This is a genomic window from Bariatricus sp. HCP28S3_D3 (assembly GCF_052065755.1).
Classification (GTDB): Bacteria; Bacillota; Clostridia; order Lachnospirales; family Lachnospiraceae; genus Allocoprococcus.
In genome coordinates, this window is record NZ_JBQHTK010000004.1 from 138,803 (window position 1) to 156,641 (window position 17,839).

Below are 17,839 nucleotides of genomic sequence, written 5' to 3' on the forward strand. Positions count from 1 at the left end.
AGCGGCTAAAAGCCGCTGTCTATTGGCGTTATGGAAAACAAATTAGAAAGGGGTACCGGTTGTGATTCATCAGTACCAGAATAACGGATATTTGATCGTGATGGATATCAACAGCGGATGCGTTCATACGGTGGATCAGGCAGCATATGACGTGATTGCATGTCTGAATGCAAGGAATGAGAACCAGACAGCCGAGACGCTTCGTCAGGATGAGACCTGGGAGGCAGTGAAAGCGGAGCTGAAGGATAAATATCCGGAAGAAGAATTAAGAGAAATATTAGAGGATGTGACAGAACTCACGGAGTCGGGGCAGTTATTTGTGAAGGATACTTATGAGCCGCTCATCGGTGAGGTCGTGAAACGCAAGACGGTTGTGAAGGCAATGTGCCTGCATATTGCGCATGACTGCAATCTGGCATGCAGATACTGCTTTGCAGAAGAAGGAGAATATCATGGAAGAAGAGCCATGATGAGTTTTGAAGTGGGAAAGAAAGCCCTGGATTTCCTGATTGCCAATTCGGGCAGCAGACGTAATCTGGAAGTGGATTTCTTCGGCGGGGAACCGCTGATGAACTGGCAGGTTGTCAAGGATCTTGTTGCATACGGAAGAGAACAGGAGAAGATACATAATAAGCATTTTCGTTTTACAGTGACGACGAATGGTGTTCTGCTGAATGATGAGATCCAGGAGTTTATCAATAAAGAGATGGATAACGTGGTCATGAGTCTCGACGGAAGAAAAGAAGTCAATGACCGTATGAGACCGTTCCGAAACGGGAAGGGCAGTTATGATCTGATCGTGCCGAAATTCCAGAAACTTGCGGATTCCAGAAATCAGGAGCGTTACTATATCCGGGGAACATTTACCAGAAATAATCTGGACTTCTCCGAGGATGTAAAGCATTTTGCAGAGCTTGGGTTCAAACAGATGTCCATCGAACCGGTTGTCGGGGATGCTTCGGATCCGTATGCGATCCGTGAAGAGGATCTGCCGAAGATTTTTGAAGAATATGATAAGCTGGCGCAGTTCGTGATTGAGAAGGAAAGAAAGGGCGAAGGCTTTAATTTCTTCCATTTTATGATCGATCTGGAAGGCGGACCGTGCCTGTATAAGAGATTGTCCGGATGCGGATCCGGAACAGAGTATTTGTCGGTAACTCCGTGGGGCGATCTCTATCCGTGCCATCAGTTTGTCGGAGATGAAGATTTCCTGATGGGAAATGTGGATGAAGGAATTACAAAACCGGAGATTGCGGACGCATTCCGGTGCTGTAATGTATATACCAAGGAAAAATGCAAGAAATGTTTTGCCAGATTCTATTGCAGCGGAGGCTGTATGGCGAATGCATATAAATATGCAGGCGGTCTGAACGACTCCTATGACATCGGATGCGAGATGGAGCGTAAGCGGGTAGAATGTGCAATCATGATAAAGGCTGCTTTGGCAGAAGAAAGGAAGTAGGACATGAAGAAAAGTAAAGGTATTATCAGCCTTGTTCTGATTGCGGCACTTATGGGACTGCTTGGATTTACCTGTGTTCAGGGATTTGGATCTTCTCATTCCGGTGCCGCAAAGAACATCAACCTGGGTCTTGATCTTGCCGGTGGTGTCAGCATTACCTATCAGGCAAAAGACAAGAATCCGACCAAAGAAGAGATGGCAGATACCATCTACAAATTACAGAAACGTGTGGAACAGTACAGTACAGAGGCTTCTGTTTATCAGGAAGGCGATGACCGGATCAGCATTGAGATTCCGGGTGTTTCCGATGCAAATACTGTTCTGGAAGAACTCGGAAAACCGGGCTCACTGGAATTCCAGGATCCGAACGGAGAAGTCGTATTAAGTGGTTCTGATGTGAAGAGTGCTCAGGCACAGACTCAGCAGAACAGCACGACAAAGAATAATGAGTATGTTGTGGCTCTGGAGCTTACGGACGAAGGCGCAGAGAAATTTGCAAAGGCAACGGAAGAAAATCTTGGAAAGCAGATCGCCATTGTTTATGATGGCGAAACGATCAGTGCACCGGTGGTTAATTCTGTGATTGAAAATGGACAGGCTGTCATCGAAGGTATGGCAGATTATGAGGAAGCTGACACACTTGCTTCAACGATCCGAATCGGTGGACTGAAGCTGGAACTGGAAGAACTCCGTTCCAATGTAGTGGGGGCACAGCTTGGTGAGGAAGCAATCAGTACAAGCTTGAAAGCAGGAGCGATCGGTCTTGCGTTAGTCTTTATCTTCATGTGTATTGTATACCTGCTTCCTGGTTTTGCTGCAGGACTTGCACTGCTCATTTATACAGGACTGGTCATTGTACTTTTGAACGCATTTGACATTACACTGACTCTTCCTGGAATCGCAGGTATTATCCTCGGTATCGGTATGGCAGTTGATGCGAATGTTATTATCTTCGCGCGTGTGAGGGAAGAGATTGCTGCCGGAGTGAGTGTGAGATCATCACTCAGAAACGGATTTAAGAAGGCAATGTCCGCGATCGTGGATGGTAACGTGACTACTTTGATCGCGGCAATCGTACTGGGACTTAAGGGCTCCGGTTCTGTCAAAGGATTTGCTCAGACACTTGCTCTTGGTATCGTGATTTCCATGTTCACAGCACTTGTGATCACTCGAGTAATTGTATTTTCCTTCTATGCAATTGGAATCCGTGATGAGAAATTCTATGCAAAAAAGAAGAAAGAGACAAAGGTATTCAATTTCCTTGGCAAAAAGAATCTTTGTTTCGCAATTTCGATTGCAGTCATTGCGGTTGGCCTGATTACAATGGGGGTGCAGTCAGCAGGCGGAAATGGCTCTCTGAATTACAGCTTGGAATTTAAGGGTGGTACGGCTACCAATGTGACCTTCAATGAAGATTATGATATCAAGGAAATTGATTCTCTCATCGTACCGGTTGTAGAAGAGGTGACCGGCGATAAGAATGTTCAGACGCAGAAGGTGAAAGACAGCACACAGGTGATCATTAAGACTACGACATTGGATCTGGAACAGAGAGAAGCGTTGAATCAGGCACTTGTAGATAAATTCGGAGTAGATGAATCTCTGATTACAGCAGAAAATATCAGTTCTACTGTCAGCAAAGAGATGAGAACGGATGCGATCATCGCGGTAATTATCGCTACGATCTGTATGCTGATCTACATCTGGTTCCGTTTCAAAGACATCCGTTTCGCAACCAGCGCGGTTATCGCACTTTTGCACGATGTTCTTGTAGTACTGGCTTTCTACGCAGTGGCAAGAGTCTCCGTAGGAAATACATTCATCGCATGTATGCTTACTATTGTCGGATACTCCATCAATGCGACGATCGTTATATTCGACCGTATCCGTGAAGAAATACATTTGAAGAAACGGGATGAAAGCCTGGCAGACGTAGTAAATAAGAGTATCACCAATACACTTACCAGAAGTATTTATACTTCACTCACTACCTTTGTCATGGTTGCAGTGATCTACATCCTGGGCGTAAGTTCGATTAAGGAATTCGCAAGCCCTCTGATGGTAGGTATCGTATGCGGCGGATATTCTTCTGTATGCATCACAGGAGCCCTGTGGTATATGATGAAGACCAAATGGAAGAAGAAAGAAGTTCCGGCAGGCGGAAAGAAGAAAAAATAAATTGTATTATGAAATTTGATAGAGAAAAGGTGTTGGAGTTTTCCGACACCTTTTCCATATATCAGGATAAGATTGAAAGGAAACGATAAGATGGAAAACTGGGTACTTTTGAGAAAAGGTGCGGATTTTGCACATATCAGTGAGAAATTTCATATCAGTCCGCGAATCGCTTCACTGATTCGAAACAGAGATGTCATCGGGGATGAGGCGATTGCGAAATATTTGAACGGAACGATTGCGGATCTCTATGATGGAATGCTGATGAAGGATATGGATAAGGCTGTCAATGTCCTTGTGGAGCGGATCCGGGCAGAAAAGCGTATCCGTGTTATCGGGGATTATGACATAGACGGAATACAGTCGACCTACATTCTCCTGGAAGGGTTCCGTTATCTGGGAGCTGATGTGGACAGTGATATTCCGGATCGAATGAAAGACGGATATGGATTAAATCGCCACCTGATCGACCGGGCACTTGACGCGGATGTTGACACCATTGTGACCTGCGACAATGGGATTGCGGCGGCAGAAGAAATAGCTTATGCAAAAAGCATGGGGATGACGGTGGTTGTGACAGATCATCATGAAGTACCTTATCGCGAAGAGGAAGGCGAAAGAGCATATCTTCTCCCGGAGGCGGATGCGGTTGTTGATCCCAAAAGAGCGGATTGTCTGTATCCATTTAAAGGTCTCTGCGGAGCTGCAGTCGCCTATAAGCTTGTGGAAGCATTGGCAGAAGCAATGGACAGTGATGTATGTGAGTTGGATTATTTGATGGAAAATGTCGCCATTGCCACGGTTGGAGATGTGGTGGATCTCGTGGATGAAAATCGTATTTTCGTAAAGCAGGGCCTGGAAATGCTGAAGCGTACGAAGAATAAGGGATTAAAAGCGCTGATTGAATGTACAGGAGTCAATGCTGCGAACCTGAATACCTATCATATTGGATTTGTCCTGGGACCGTGCATGAATGCAAGCGGCCGTCTGGATACAGCGAAGCGGGCGCTGGAGCTTTTGGAAGCAAGAACGCAGAAAGAGGCAGATGTGCTGGCAGGGGATTTGAAGGCTTTGAATGACAGCAGAAAGGACATGACGGCCCAGGCGGTGGAGGAAGCGTTTATTCAGGTTGAGAATACGGAGATCCGGGATGATGATGTTCTGGTAATCTATCTTCCGCAGTGTCATGAGAGTCTTGCGGGAATCGTGGCAGGAAGAGTCAGGGAGAAATATTACCGACCGGTGTTTGTCCTGACCCGCGCCCAGGAAGGGCTGAAAGGATCCGGTCGATCAATTGAGACATGGCACATGTATGAAGGATTGAATCGCTGTGCGCATCTTCTGACGCGGTTTGGCGGACATAAGATGGCGGCAGGTCTCTCGCTTCCGGAAGAGAATCTGGAGCAGTTCCGCCAGGAGATCAACCGGAAATCACAGCTATCAGAGGAAGACCTCGTGGAAAAGATACAGATTGATATGCAGCTTCCTTTTTCTGCGGTGACGGAGAAATTTGTCGGAGATATAAAGGTTCTGGAACCATTCGGAAAGGCTAACGCGAAGCCGCTGTTTGCAGAACGAAAAGTACATGTTCTTGGAGCGCGGATCCTGGGAAAAAATCGGAATGTGTTGAAACTTCGCGTGGAAGATACGAACGGAACCGGGATCGATGCAATGTATTTCGGTGATATAGAAGGCTTTTTGAATTATATAAAACAGAAGTTCGGGGATCGGGCATATCAGGATATGCTGAGCGGCAGGAATGTGCCAAGAAACCGTGCAGAGAAGGGAATCGAAATGGCATTTACATATTATCCCGATATCAATGAATACCAGGGAATAAAAACTCCACAGATTGTGATTCAAAATTATAAATAGATTTTGAAAATTCAGAATTTTGTGATATAATTAATAATATTTTATTATGCGTACAAAGGGTGGAAGGTTTCATGAAAAAGTTAGAAGATTATGTAGTAAGTATTCCGGATTTCCCGCAGGAGGGAATTATTTTCAGAGACGTGACAAGTGTATTGGAAAATGCGGATGGACTTCATCTTGCAATTGATGGTCTGGAAGAAAAAATAGGTGACAGAGAATTTGATGTGATTGTCGGACCGGAATCCAGAGGTTTCATTTTCGGAATGCCGATCGCGTACAACCATCACAAGGCATTTGTGCCGGTGCGAAAGAAGGGAAAACTTCCATGTGAGACGATATCTGCTTCCTATGAGCTGGAGTACGGCACCGCGGAAATCGAGATTCACAAGCGCTCCATCAAGCCGGGAGATAAAGTGATCATAGTGGATGATCTTCTTGCAACAGGAGGAACCGCAGAAGCAATCATTAAGCTGGTCGAGGAACTGGGCGGAGAAGTTGTAGGCTTTCTTTGTCTGATTGAGCTGGAAGGATTGAAGGGACGGAGCAAACTGGAAGGTTATCCGGTTGAGTCCGTAATCCAATATCCCGGAAACTAAGGAAAAGGAGGGGGAAGATATGGCAGATGGATGGGACATCAGTCAGGAGCCGCTGATTGAAGCGAGTAATAAAAAACTGGATATCGTCGATGGCCATGCGGTAAAGGCACCTGCAGACTATCAGAACCCGGATGAATTGTATAATAGTTTAATTGCGCGGATTCAGAAATATCATCCGTCGGCGGACATCTCAATGGTCGAAAAAGCATATTGTATCGCGAAAAACGCGCATGAAGGTCAGAAGAGAAAGTCCGGGGAAGCCTATATCATTCATCCGCTCTGGGTTGGAATCATTCTGGCGCAGCTGGAGATGGATAAGGAGACGATCACAGCAGGAATCCTTCACGATGTTGTGGAAGATACGGTCATGACGTATGATGAGATCAAGGAAGAATTCGGAGACGAAGTCGCACTTCTGGTGGACGGTGTGACGAAGCTGGGACAGTTATCCTATTCGGCGGATAAGCTGGATGTTCAGGCGGAGAACCTTAGGAAAATGTTCCTTGCTATGGCAAAAGATATCCGCGTTATCATTATTAAACTTGCAGACCGTCTGCATAATATGCGGACTCTGCAGTATATGCGGCCGGAGAAGCAGAAGGAAAAGGCGAAAGAGACCATGGACATCTACGCGCCGATCGCGCAGAGGCTTGGTATTTCTAAAATAAAGACAGAGTTGGATGACCTGGCACTGAAATACTCTCAACCGGAAGTATTCTATGATCTGGTGAAACAGATCAATGCGAGAAAGACAGAGAGAGAGGAGTTCGTTCAGCAGATCGTGGATGAGGTCTCCGCTCATATGGAAAATGCGAACATTGAGGCGGAAGTCAACGGTCGAGTGAAACATTTCTTCAGTATATATAAAAAGATGGTCAACCAGGATAAAACCGTGGATCAGATCTATGATCTGTTCGCAGTCCGGATCATTGTAGATTCTGTGAAAGACTGTTACGCTGCGCTGGGAGTCATTCACGAGATGTACACACCGGTTCCGGGAAGATTCAAGGATTATATTGCTATGCCGAAGGCAAATATGTATCAGTCGCTTCACACGACTTTGATGAGCTCGGTCGGCCAGCCGTTTGAAATTCAGATCCGAACCAAAGAGATGCACAAAACGGCAGAATATGGTATTGCCGCACACTGGAAATATAAGGAATCAAATGACGGTAAGAAGAGCGTAGAAGCGAAGGAAGAGGAGAAGCTGAGTTGGCTCAGACAGATCCTGGAGTGGCAGAAAGATATGTCCGACAACCGGGAATTTATGAACCTCCTCAAAGGAGATCTGGACCTGTTTGCGGAGGATGTATATTGCTTTACCCCGAACGGAGACGTGAAGAACCTTCCGAATGGTTCTACGCCGATTGACTTTGCCTATGCGATCCACACTGCAGTCGGCAATAAAATGGTCGGTGCGCGTGTGAACGGTAAGCTGGTCAATATTGATTATAAGATACAAAACGGTGACAGGATCGAGATCCTGACTTCACAGAATTCCAAAGGTCCCAGCCGGGACTGGCTGAATATCGTCAAAAGTACACAGGCGAAGAACAAGATCAATCAGTGGTTCAAGAAAGAGTTCCGCGAAGAAAATATTGTACGCGGAAAAGAAATGATGTTGGCCTACAGCAAGGCGAAAGGATTTGTACTGACTGATCTTTTGAAGCCGAAATACATGCAGATCGTGCAGGAAAAATACGGATTTCGTGACTGGGATTCTATTCTGGCGGCGGTCGGACACGGCGGCCTGAAAGAAGGTCAGGTGATCAACCGTCTTGTTGAAGAATACGGCAAGGATCACAAAAAAGAGATCACCGACGAGATCGTAATGGAAAAGATCGCGGAGGCATCCAAGAATAAGGTTCACATTGCAAAATCGAAAAGTGGAATCGTTGTTAAGGGAATTGACGATATGGCAGTGCGCTTTTCCAGATGCTGTAATCCTGTTCCGGGTGACGAGATCGTCGGATTTATCACTCGAGGCCGCGGTATGTCGATCCATCGGACGGATTGTGTGAATATGATTCATTTATCAGAGCCGGAACGTGCACGACTAATACCGGCTGAGTGGGAAAAACCGGCGGACGGTGAAGGCAACGGAAGCTATCTGGCCGAAATCAAGATGTATGCAAATGACCGTCAGGGATTGCTGATGGATATGTCCAAAGTCCTGACGGAAATGAATATTGATGTGAAGTCTATGAATGTGCGCACCAGCAAGCAGGGAACGGCAACGATCGAAGCAGGTTTTGTCGTACATGGGCGTGAGGAACTGGCGAAAGTGATTGAAAAGCTCCGTCAGCTTCAAGGTGTGCTGGATATTGAACGTGCAGTCGGTTAAATAGAAAATATATCGTAAGAAGAGGATATGAATATGAAAATAGAGAAGTTTGTAACAGGTATTATCAGTACCAATTGTTATATTCTGTCAAATGAAGACACGAAGGAAGCGGTCATCGTTGATCCGGCGAATCTTTCACGGAAAATGGTGAGTTATATGGAAGAGGAACAATTAAAACCCAAAGCCATCCTTCTGACGCATGCGCATTTTGATCATATTATGGGAATTGATAAGATTATAGCCATGTTTGGGGAAATCCCGGTTTATGTGGAAGAAAATGATCTGGACCTCCTTCACAAAGCGGAACTGAACGAATCTACGACCTATACGGCGGGATACAGCTATGCAGGCGGTGAGGTGATTCATGACAAAGATGTGCTGTCGTTGATCGGATATGAATTTCAGGTGATTCATACACCGGGACATACGGCAGGAGGTGTCTGTTATTATGTGAAAGATGCAAATGTACTTTTCAGCGGAGACACGCTGTTCTGCTGCTCCGTGGGAAGATCTGATTTCGCGACGAGCAGTACTTCGGATCTGATCCGTTCGATTAAGGAGAAGCTGTTCCTTCTCCCGGACGAGACGATCGTGTATCCGGGACATATGGGTGCAACAACGATTGGGAATGAAAAGGTAAATAATCCTTATGTGTAACATGAAAATGGATAGAAAAACACAGGCAGAAGAGGTTTAATAAGGCATGATTCAGATTATATGTCAGAATGAGCGGTATACCTACGACATGTATCATATCGTAAAATCGTTCTTTCCGGATGCCGTGATAAACCAGACGGTGGATGCAGAACAAGAATCACTGATTCAGATCAGAGTGGATGGTGATTCTTGTTTTTGTTGCCAAGCAAACGACGAAGAGGTTCGCGGAACCTTTTTAGGTAGTGACGAACCGGGAATCTTTACGGTTGAACCGTCTGAAACGGATCCGATTACAGATAAAAGGGAAAAAAAGAGATATATCAATAAAAAATTATATATATGGTTGTCAGAACTCACAGGAGAAAGCCATGCATGGGGGGATATGACAGGAGTACGTCCGACGAAAATGCTCATGGAGAAGCTGGAGGAAGGATTTTCTGATGACGAAATCGTCAGATTTATGGCAGATACTTATGTGGTAGGTGAGAAGAAAGCACGCCTCGGTATCGAAATCGCAAAACGGGAGAAGGAACAGCTTGGAAAGCTGGATTATGAAAATGGATACAGCCTCTATATCGGAATTCCGTTTTGCCCCACGACCTGCAGTTATTGTTCCTTCACGTCTTATCCGATCGCAAAATGGGAAAAACGTACGGATGAGTATGTGGATGCGCTTCTGGAGGAACTGACCGGCATTGCCGAAATGTCACGCAATAAAAATTTGAACACGATCTATATGGGCGGAGGAACGCCTACGACGCTGAGCGCAGAGCAGATGGATCGGGTGCTTACCCATCTGGAAGAAAAATTCAGCTATGAAGAGCTGAAAGAGTTTACAATCGAGGCAGGGCGTCCGGACAGTATCACGAAGGAAAAACTGGAAGTTATATACCGGCACAACGTTGGGCGGATTTCCATCAATCCACAGACGATGCAGCAGAGGACTCTGGATGCGATCGGACGTCATCACACAGTAGAAGATATCGTACGCGTCTATCATATGGCCCGCGAAATCGGATTTGACAACATCAATATGGATCTCATTGCCGGTCTCCCGGGAGAGCATCCCTGTGATATGGAAGACACACTGCGTCAGATACGGCAGCTGGAGCCGGACAGCCTGACTGTACATGCGCTTGCAATGAAGCATGGTTCCCGGCTTACAAGGGAGAAGGCCCAGCAGACGGGCGGCGGAAACGCGGGAGAGGAGCAGATGAAGAATGCACAGATGGCCCGTGAGCTGGAAGAAATGATCGATATGGCGTCTGTGGCTGCGAGAGAGATGGATCTGCATCCGTATTATCTGTACCGGCAGAAGAATATCGCCGGAAATTTTGAAAATGTGGGCTATGCAAAGGTTGACAAAGCCGGAATTTACAATATACTAATTATGGAGGAAAAACAATCGATCATTGCAGCGGGGGCGGGTGCTTCCACCAAGATCGTACTTCCCTATGAGATTCCGGCGCCGGGCAGCAGGAACGGCAGAATGACGAATCTGATCAGAATAGAAAATGTCAGGGACGTGGGAGAGTATATTTCACGAGTCCATGAGATGATAGAACGAAAAGGAGAATGGCTATGGCGTTAAAGAAGAAACCGGTTACCGGTATGAAGGACATGCTCCCGAAGGAGATGGAGATCCGGGATTACGTAATCCAGATGATCAAAGACACTTACAAAACTTTCGGGTTTACCTCCATGGAGACTCCATGTGTGGAACATATTGAGAATCTCTGCAGTAAACAGGGTGGAGATAACGAAAAACTGATCTTCAAGATTTTGAAACGTGGTGAGAAGCTTAAGATCGATGAGGCGAAAGAAGAGGCGGATCTGGTGGACGGAGGACTCCGCTATGATCTGACTGTACCGCTCGCAAGATATTACGCAAACCATGCAAATGAACTACCGTCTCCATTTAAGGCGCTTCAGATCGGAAATGTATGGCGTGCTGACCGTCCGCAGAGAGGCCGGTTCCGCCAGTTCATGCAGTGTGATATCGATATTCTCGGAGAACCGGGCAATCTGGCCGAGATCGAGCTGATTCTGGCGACCACAACGATGCTTGGGAAGATGGATTTCCATAATTTCACCGTCAATATTAATGACCGGAATATTCTGAAAGCCATGGCAGCATACAGCGGCTTTAAAGAAGAAGATTTCGATGAAGTATTTATTATTCTGGATAAGATGGATAAGATCGGAGCTGAAGGTGTCGGAGCTGAACTCCAGGAGATGGGGTATACCAAAGAAAATGTTGACACCTATCTGGGGCTTTTTGATGAGATCAGCCCGGATGTGGAAGGAATCCGTTTCTGCCGCAAGAAGCTGGCAGGATTCCTGGATGAGAAGGTGGCAGACAGCATGGAAACGATCATTTCCTGCGTGGAAAGTGCTAAGGAGGCAGATTTTAAAGTGAAATTTAATCCGACTCTGGTGCGCGGACAGTCTTATTATACCGGAACTATTTTCGAGGTTACGATGGATGAGTTTGGCGGTGCAGTCGCCGGAGGCGGGCGTTATGATAAGATGATCGGTAAATTTACCGGTCAGGACACCCCGGCATGTGGATTCTCGATTGGATTTGAGCGTATTGTTATGCTTCTTCTGGAGAATGGATATGAGATCCCGTCAAAGCGTCAGAAGAAGGCATACCTTCTGGAGAAAGGCATGCATCAGGAAGGAATTCTGAAAATACTTGCTATGGCGAAAGAAGACCGTGCAAACGGAAAGCAGGTTCTGATCGCCAACATGAAGAAGAATAAAAAATTCCAGAAGGATCAGCTGATCGCGGATGGGTATGAGGATATTACGGATTGCTATAAAGATTCCGTAATGGAACTGTAAATAGATAAAAACAGGAGGAAGAAATCATGGCAGAATCAATGATGGGCCTGAAAAGAACGCACCGTTGTGCGGAACTTTCCGAGGCAAATATTGGTGAGAGAGTGACCATCATGGGATGGGTTCAGAAGAACAGAAATAAAGGAGGACTGGTTTTCGCCGATGTGCGTGACCGTTCAGGAATCATTCAGGTCGTATGTGAAGAGGGAAGCACAGCTCCGGAGATTATTGAAAAGGCTGCGAAGCTGAGAAGTGAATTTGTCATTGCGGTTGTAGGAAAAGTAGAAGCTCGTTCCGGTGCGGTCAATGAAAATCTGGCAACCGGTGCCATCGAGATCAAACCGGAAGAACTCAGGGTGTTGTCCGAATCCGAGACACCTCCGTTCCCGATTGAAGAGAATTCCAAGACAAAGGAAGATCTGCGTTTGAAATATCGTTTCCTTGATCTTAGAAGACCGGATATTCAGAGAAATCTGATGATGAGAAGCCGTGTGGCAACGCTGACTCGTCAGTTCCTTGCAGAAGAAGGATTTCTTGAGATTGAGACTCCTTTCCTGATCAAGAGTACACCGGAAGGCGCAAGAGATTATCTTGTTCCGAGCCGTGTTCATCCGGGAAACTTCTATGCACTTCCGCAGTCACCGCAGATTTTCAAACAGCTTTTGATGTGTTCCGGATATGACCGTTATTTCCAGATCGTAAAGTGTTTCCGTGACGAGGATCTCCGTGCTGACCGTCAGCCGGAATTTACACAGATCGATATGGAATTGTCTTTTGTTGATGTAGACGATGTGATCGATGTCAATGAACGTCTTCTTGCAAAGCTGTTCAAAGAAGTGCTGGATATCGATGTTGAGCTTCCGATCCAGAGAATGACCTGGCAGGAGGCCATGGACCGCTTCGGATCCGACAAACCGGACATTCGTTTCGGTATGGAACTTCAGAATGTGACAGAAGTTGTAAAAGATTTTGATTTTGTAGTCTTTAAGAATGCGATTGAAAAAGGCGGAACTGTCCGTGGTATTAACGCAAAAGGACAGGGCGCGATGCCGAGAAAGAAAATCGACAAGCTGGTTGATTTCGCAAAGGACTATGGTGCAAAAGGACTGGCCTACATTGCAATCCAGGAAGACGGTACCGTGAAATCTTCCTTTGCTAAATTCATGAATGAAGAACAACAGAAAGCATTGATCGAGGCTATGGGAGGAGAAAACGGCGACCTGCTTCTCTTTGCTGCTGATAAGAATAAAGTGGTATGGGATGTCCTCGGAGCACTCCGCCTGGAGCTCGCACGACAGATGGAACTTCTGGATAAAAACGAATACAAATTCCTCTGGGTAACGGAATTCCCGCTTCTTGAGTGGAGTGAAGAGCAGAATCGTTTCACAGCGATGCATCATCCGTTCACCATGCCGATGGAAGAAGACCTTCAGTACATCGATTCTGATCCGGGAAGAGTACGTGCCAAAGCATACGATATCGTTCTGAACGGAAACGAGATCGGAGGAGGAAGTGTGCGTATCTTCAATCAGGAAATCCAGAGTAAGATGTTTGAAGTACTCGGTTTCACACCCGAGCAGGCCGAAGAACAGTTTGGATTCTTATTGAATGCGTTTAAATACGGTGTACCGCCGCACGCAGGACTTGCTTACGGACTGGATCGTCTGGTTATGCTGATGGCAAAACAGGACAGCATCCGCGACGTAATCGCATTCCCGAAGGTGAAGGATGCATCTGATTTGATGACCGAGGCTCCGGCAGCAGTTGACAAAAAACAGCTGGAAGAGCTGGGACTGGAACTTGCGGGAACAAAGGAAGAGAAGACAGAAGAATAAGAATAAAAGAAGAGAAGCACGTTGTCCAGAAAATGGATGACGTGCTTTTTTCTATAGAAAACTTCACTTCCATGACGAATAATCTAGACTTGCAAAAAAATTATATAAAAGAAAACCACTGGGATATCTCAGTGGTTAAAGAGCGACAGACGGGACTCGAACCCGCGACCTCCACCTTGGCAAGGTGGCGTACTACCAACTGTACTACTATCGCATGTGTAATTGTCGTTCCTCAGAACAATATATACTATACCTTATGAATGAACATTTGTCAACTGATTTGTGAAGAAATGCATGTTCAACTTTTTGAGGATTTGTGGATATTTTGCTGACAATTCGTTTGAAACAAATGAAAAGTCATACATGCAAAACGAAAAAAAGGGTTGACGAAGTGCACGCATATAGGGTATACTATATTTTGTTCAGAGGAACGCAAATTCATACATGCGATAGTAGTACAGTTGGTAGTACGCCACCTTGCCAAGGTGGAGGTCGCGGGTTCGAGTCCCGTCTGTCGCTCTGGAAACAATGGGGTTTATGCTCCATTGTTTTTTTTATGTAATTCTTTGCTCAGAAGTAATGCTAGTAAAGTTTTCTGGACATTTATTGTTAACAACGAAGATAAGCGCGCAAGAATCGTAACACTGATCGTTCTGTTTGTCGGTGTATTATTGATTGCACCATTGAAAGGAATCCTTCAGAATGAGTATTTTTCAACAGCCAGTAATTACCTCTTACCGGCACTTTTCGGATGTATGACACTCGGTATGATCGGACGTGGAAATGGACCTACATATGTAAAGAATAAACTGCTCATCATGGTTGTTCCTGCTGTTTTGATATCAATCCTGACTGTCATGGGGATTGCGTCTACCGGTTTGGCCGGTATTCTGATTCTTGTAATGATTCCTGTCACGATTCTGTGTGCACGGATACTTTTTATTTTTTGTGAATTTATACCTTTGAAATTTGGACGAAAAAAATGGTATCATATATTATAAGGTGCTGTTTTGGAATGTGTCGGTTGTAGAAATCGAAGTAGACACAGCGAATATCGAGCGGAGAATGAAGGAGGTATGATTGTGTATCAAATTGGAGATTACATTGTAAAATCTACAGATGGTGTATGCAAAGTGGAAGACATCCTGCATTTGAACATGTCTGGAGTTGATTGCAAGAAAGAGTACTATTTATTGATACCGGTTGGAGAGAAGGCCGAAAAAATATATGTCCCTGTCGACACAAAAACCAATATCAGAAAGGCTATGACGGAAGAGGAAGCTTTGAAACTGATCGACAAAATACCCGAGATTGAGGAAATGTGGGTGGACAATGAAAAAATGAGGGAGCAGCGATATAAGGAAGCGGTTCGAAGCGGCGATCCGGAATCTCTGATCAGTATTATTAAAATGATATACTTGCGCAAGCAGAAAAGAATGGCCCAGGGCAAAAAAACGATGATGGTAGATGAGCGCTATTTTCAAAAGGCGGAACAGAGCCTGTATTCAGAACTTGGTTTTGCACTCGGGAAAAACAAGGATGAAGTGTGCCGGATTATTGAAGAGTCGGTAAAACGAAAGAAAAAATAGAATCAGAAAAAGGAGTCTGCATTGCCGGTTAATGGCTGAGGCAGACTCCTCTTTTATGTAATGAATTTCATTCACTAAAATATACGAAAAGCAAAATCCGATTACCGGAGGAAGAACCAGTATCCGGCAAATGCAGCTGCAGCAAGGATCAGAATGACAAGAATCACGACCAGTACGACCGGAAAACGTCCACCTTCATCCTCGTCATCTTCATCAAGCATATTCTGGTAATTCTCACGCATTTCTTTTTCACGGGATTCACGTACATGCTTCGGCGGAATGTTGGAGTAAGTCTGTTCTGACTTTCTGTTATCGATCTGTTTGCGTCTGACCGGTTTCGGCTGATCCTCAAAGGCACTGTCCAGTGCATCGGAAAATTCCTCGATCGGATCTTCCATTGCGCGCGGTGCCGGTTTTACCGGACGTGGTTTTTTCTTCGGACGCGGTGCTTCTTCATCGAAGCCTGGACGTTCAATTGCAACAGTCTCATCCAGAGCTGCTTTTTTCTTTTTGGCAGGAACGGTTTTCTTCTCAGGCATAGTTTTCTCTTTTACCGGAGCAGCAGGTTTCTTTCTGGGTGCTGCTTCTTTAGCTTCCGGAGAAACAGGTCTCTTCTTCGGAGCTGCCTTCTTCTCAGTCGCTGCAGCCTTTGCCTGTGGGAGTTCCTGGGTGTTTGCCTCAGACCCGGAAGGAACAGGTTTCTTTTTCCTGGCAGGGGCTGCCGGTTTGGCAGAAGACTCGGAGACAGGTGCCTTTCTCACCGGGTTTTCATTTCCCGGAACAGGATTCGGATTCACCGGGCGTTTTTTGCGCTTTGGCTTTGGCGTTTCTGTATCAACTTCCTTTTTGGCACGCTGTTTATCTAAATTCCACTGTTTCTTGCAATCGTGGCAAATGGCAAATTCGTTGTAGATAGCCTCACCGTCTGCAGTCTCACCGACTTTCTTGTTTCTGATCTCAAGTTCTTTGTTACAAATGGGGCATTTCATTCGTTATCTCTCCTCTTTGGCTTTTCATAGTCTTAATGTCCATACATATATAATGTTATCACTTCTGGAAAAGAAGTCAAGAAACTTCTTTGCACGTATTCAAAAAAGTGATAGAATAGAACCAATTAATGACTATTTACTCGAGACACAGGAAAGGATTAAAATACGATGGATAATAAGGTGATTAAAATCGGACTGCTTGGACTGGGGACAGTCGGAACAGGTGTATATAAGTTGATTGGACGCCGCAGTGATGAGATGGAACAGAAGATTGGAGCAAATCTTGAGATCGAGAAGATTCTTGTACATAATTTGAAAAAGACACGCCATGGAATCGAACAGAGCCTTCTGACGGACCGTTGGGAGGATATTATCGGAAATGAAGAAATTCGGATCGTCATTGAAGCGATGGGAGGAATTGAACCGGCCAGAACGATGATTCTGGAGGCGATTGTAGCAGGTAAAAGTGTGGTTACGGCGAATAAGGATCTGATTGCGGAACATGGAAGAGAGCTGTTGGAAGCCGCCAGGGAACATAAGGTAGATCTTCTCTTTGAAGCGGCGGTTGCCGGAGGAATTCCGATTATCCGACCGTTGAAACAATGTCTTGCGGCAAATGAGATTGATGAAGTCGTCGGAATCGTAAACGGAACGACAAACTATATTTTAACGAAAATGTTTGAAGAGGGAATGGACTTCGGTGAGGCTCTGGCACAGGCACAGGAGCTGGGCTATGCGGAGGCGGATCCGACCGCAGATGTCGAGGGCCTGGATGCAGGACGTAAAATGGCGATCATGGCTTCCGCTGCATTCCATTCCAGAGTCGTATTCGACGATGTGTATACGGAAGGAATTACAAAGATCTCAGCAAGAGATGTCGCATATGCCAGAGAATTTGACTGTGTTATCAAGCTGCTTGGGGTAGCAAGAAATACGCCAGAGGGTATCGAAGTCGGTGTCTATCCGATGATCATTGATAAGAATCATCCTCTGGCTACGGTAAGAGAATCCTTCAATGCAGTGTTCGTGCATGGAGACGCGGTAGGAGACACCATGTTCTATGGAAGAGGAGCAGGTGAGATGCCTACGGCAAGCGCGGTAGTAGGAGATATTCTGGATGTGGCAAGGAATATGCAGTACGGCTGCATGGGAAGAATCGGATGCGGATGTTATAAAGAACTGCCGGTCAAAGAGTTTGGAGAAGTCAAGAACCGCTTTTTCCTGAGAATGCAGGTAACGAATGAGCCGGGCGTTCTTGCGCAAATCGCGAAAGTATTTGGCGATCACAAGGTCAGCATCGAACGGGTCGTACAAAGAGAAGCGAAGAAAATGCATGCCGAACTGGTTATCGGAACCGCGGCAGTTAAGGAATATCATATGAAGGATGCAGTGGATGCTCTTAAGGAAATGCCGATCGTAAAAGAAATCAGCAGTATCATCCGGGAATATTAAGGGAATCATAGAGAAAGGAAG

13 protein-coding genes and 2 tRNA genes are annotated in these 17,839 nt (G+C 45.6%); 13 read left to right on the forward strand and 2 right to left on the reverse strand.

All coding sequences use genetic code 11. The annotated features are described in order from the left end of the window. Positions 1-61: 61 nt before the first annotated feature. The 9 genes from scfB (at position 62) to aspS (ending at position 13,788) form a co-directional block, all read left to right on the forward strand. Positions 62-1,462 (forward strand): thioether cross-link-forming SCIFF peptide maturase, encoded by a 1,401-nt coding sequence (gene scfB / locus ACTNB3_RS05245; protein ID WP_427807142.1) that lies wholly within the window; start codon positions 62-64, stop codon positions 1,460-1,462. A gap of 3 nt (positions 1,463-1,465) precedes the next feature. Further along, positions 1,466-3,640, forward strand: a complete 2,175-nt coding sequence (gene secD, locus ACTNB3_RS05250; RefSeq protein ID WP_441024705.1) for a protein translocase subunit SecD — start codon at positions 1,466-1,468, stop codon at positions 3,638-3,640. Between the two features lie 90 nt (positions 3,641-3,730). After that, positions 3,731-5,512: a single-stranded-DNA-specific exonuclease RecJ gene (recJ, locus tag ACTNB3_RS05255; RefSeq protein WP_441024706.1), complete on the forward strand. Its 1,782-nt coding sequence runs from the start codon at positions 3,731-3,733 to the stop codon at positions 5,510-5,512. Positions 5,513-5,583: 71 nt separating this feature from the next. Next, entirely contained in the window at positions 5,584-6,108 is a 525-nt protein-coding gene (locus tag ACTNB3_RS05260; RefSeq protein ID WP_427807145.1) for an adenine phosphoribosyltransferase, read from the forward strand. Positions 6,109-6,127: 19 nt separating this feature from the next. Next, on the forward strand, positions 6,128-8,452 hold the full coding sequence (locus tag ACTNB3_RS05265; protein WP_441024708.1) for a RelA/SpoT family protein: 2,325 nt from the start codon (positions 6,128-6,130) through the stop codon (positions 8,450-8,452). Positions 8,453-8,485: 33 nt separating this feature from the next. Beyond that, on the forward strand, positions 8,486-9,109 hold the full coding sequence (locus tag ACTNB3_RS05270; protein WP_427807147.1) for an MBL fold metallo-hydrolase: 624 nt from the start codon (positions 8,486-8,488) through the stop codon (positions 9,107-9,109). A gap of 46 nt (positions 9,110-9,155) precedes the next feature. Next, entirely contained in the window at positions 9,156-10,700 is a 1,545-nt protein-coding gene (hemZ, locus tag ACTNB3_RS05275; protein WP_441024709.1) for a coproporphyrinogen dehydrogenase HemZ, read from the forward strand. Further along, positions 10,685-11,956, forward strand: a complete 1,272-nt coding sequence (hisS, locus tag ACTNB3_RS05280; RefSeq protein ID WP_441024710.1) for a histidine--tRNA ligase — start codon at positions 10,685-10,687, stop codon at positions 11,954-11,956. Before hemZ ends, hisS begins: the two co-directional genes overlap by 16 nt. 26 nt (positions 11,957-11,982) lie before the next feature. After that, on the forward strand, positions 11,983-13,788 hold the full coding sequence (gene aspS, locus ACTNB3_RS05285; protein ID WP_441024711.1) for an aspartate--tRNA ligase: 1,806 nt from the start codon (positions 11,983-11,985) through the stop codon (positions 13,786-13,788). A 141-nt stretch (positions 13,789-13,929) separates the two neighbouring features. Here aspS and ACTNB3_RS05290 read toward each other — a convergent pair. Beyond that, positions 13,930-14,002 (reverse strand) — tRNA-Gly (locus ACTNB3_RS05290). A gap of 232 nt (positions 14,003-14,234) precedes the next feature. Here ACTNB3_RS05290 and ACTNB3_RS05295 point away from each other — a divergent pair. From ACTNB3_RS05295 to ACTNB3_RS05305, 3 genes are all read left to right on the forward strand, one after another. After that, positions 14,235-14,307: transfer RNA gene (locus tag ACTNB3_RS05295), tRNA-Gly, on the forward strand. Between the two features lie 47 nt (positions 14,308-14,354). Continuing rightward, positions 14,355-14,789, forward strand: coding sequence for a hypothetical protein (locus ACTNB3_RS05300; protein ID WP_441024712.1), 435 nt, complete (start codon positions 14,355-14,357; stop codon positions 14,787-14,789). An 81-nt stretch (positions 14,790-14,870) separates the two neighbouring features. Beyond that, a complete protein-coding gene (locus ACTNB3_RS05305; protein ID WP_427819872.1) occupies positions 14,871-15,377 on the forward strand; it encodes a CarD family transcriptional regulator in 507 nt (168 codons plus the stop codon). A 101-nt stretch (positions 15,378-15,478) separates the two neighbouring features. On the opposite strand, the gene ACTNB3_RS05310 is transcribed toward ACTNB3_RS05305, so the two are convergent. Next, entirely contained in the window at positions 15,479-16,366 is an 888-nt protein-coding gene (locus ACTNB3_RS05310; RefSeq protein ID WP_441017763.1) for a hypothetical protein, read from the reverse strand. Positions 16,367-16,534: 168 nt separating this feature from the next. Here ACTNB3_RS05310 and ACTNB3_RS05315 point away from each other — a divergent pair, with 168 nt between their 5' ends. Then, positions 16,535-17,818 (forward strand): homoserine dehydrogenase, encoded by a 1,284-nt coding sequence (locus ACTNB3_RS05315; RefSeq protein ID WP_441024713.1) that lies wholly within the window; start codon positions 16,535-16,537, stop codon positions 17,816-17,818. Positions 17,819-17,839: the final 21 nt, after the last annotated feature.

Excerpts from the sequence above, each read along its gene's own strand:
- aspS (WP_441024711.1), top strand. The coding sequence starts at position 11,983 with ATGGCAGAATCAATGATGGGCCTGAAAAGAACGCACCGTTGTGCGGAA.
- ACTNB3_RS05315 (WP_441024713.1), top strand. The coding sequence starts at position 16,535 with ATGGATAATAAGGTGATTAAAATCGGACTGCTTGGACTGGGGACAGTC.
- ACTNB3_RS05310 (WP_441017763.1), bottom strand. The coding sequence starts at position 16,366 with ATGAAATGCCCCATTTGTAACAAAGAACTTGAGATCAGAAACAAGAAA.
- hemZ (WP_441024709.1), top strand. The coding sequence starts at position 9,156 with ATGATTCAGATTATATGTCAGAATGAGCGGTATACCTACGACATGTAT.
- recJ (WP_441024706.1), top strand. The coding sequence starts at position 3,731 with ATGGAAAACTGGGTACTTTTGAGAAAAGGTGCGGATTTTGCACATATC.
- secD (WP_441024705.1), top strand. The coding sequence starts at position 1,466 with ATGAAGAAAAGTAAAGGTATTATCAGCCTTGTTCTGATTGCGGCACTT.
- ACTNB3_RS05270 (WP_427807147.1), top strand. The coding sequence starts at position 8,486 with ATGAAAATAGAGAAGTTTGTAACAGGTATTATCAGTACCAATTGTTAT.
- hisS (WP_441024710.1), top strand. The coding sequence starts at position 10,685 with ATGGCTATGGCGTTAAAGAAGAAACCGGTTACCGGTATGAAGGACATG.
- ACTNB3_RS05260 (WP_427807145.1), top strand. The coding sequence starts at position 5,584 with ATGAAAAAGTTAGAAGATTATGTAGTAAGTATTCCGGATTTCCCGCAG.
- ACTNB3_RS05265 (WP_441024708.1), top strand. The coding sequence starts at position 6,128 with ATGGCAGATGGATGGGACATCAGTCAGGAGCCGCTGATTGAAGCGAGT.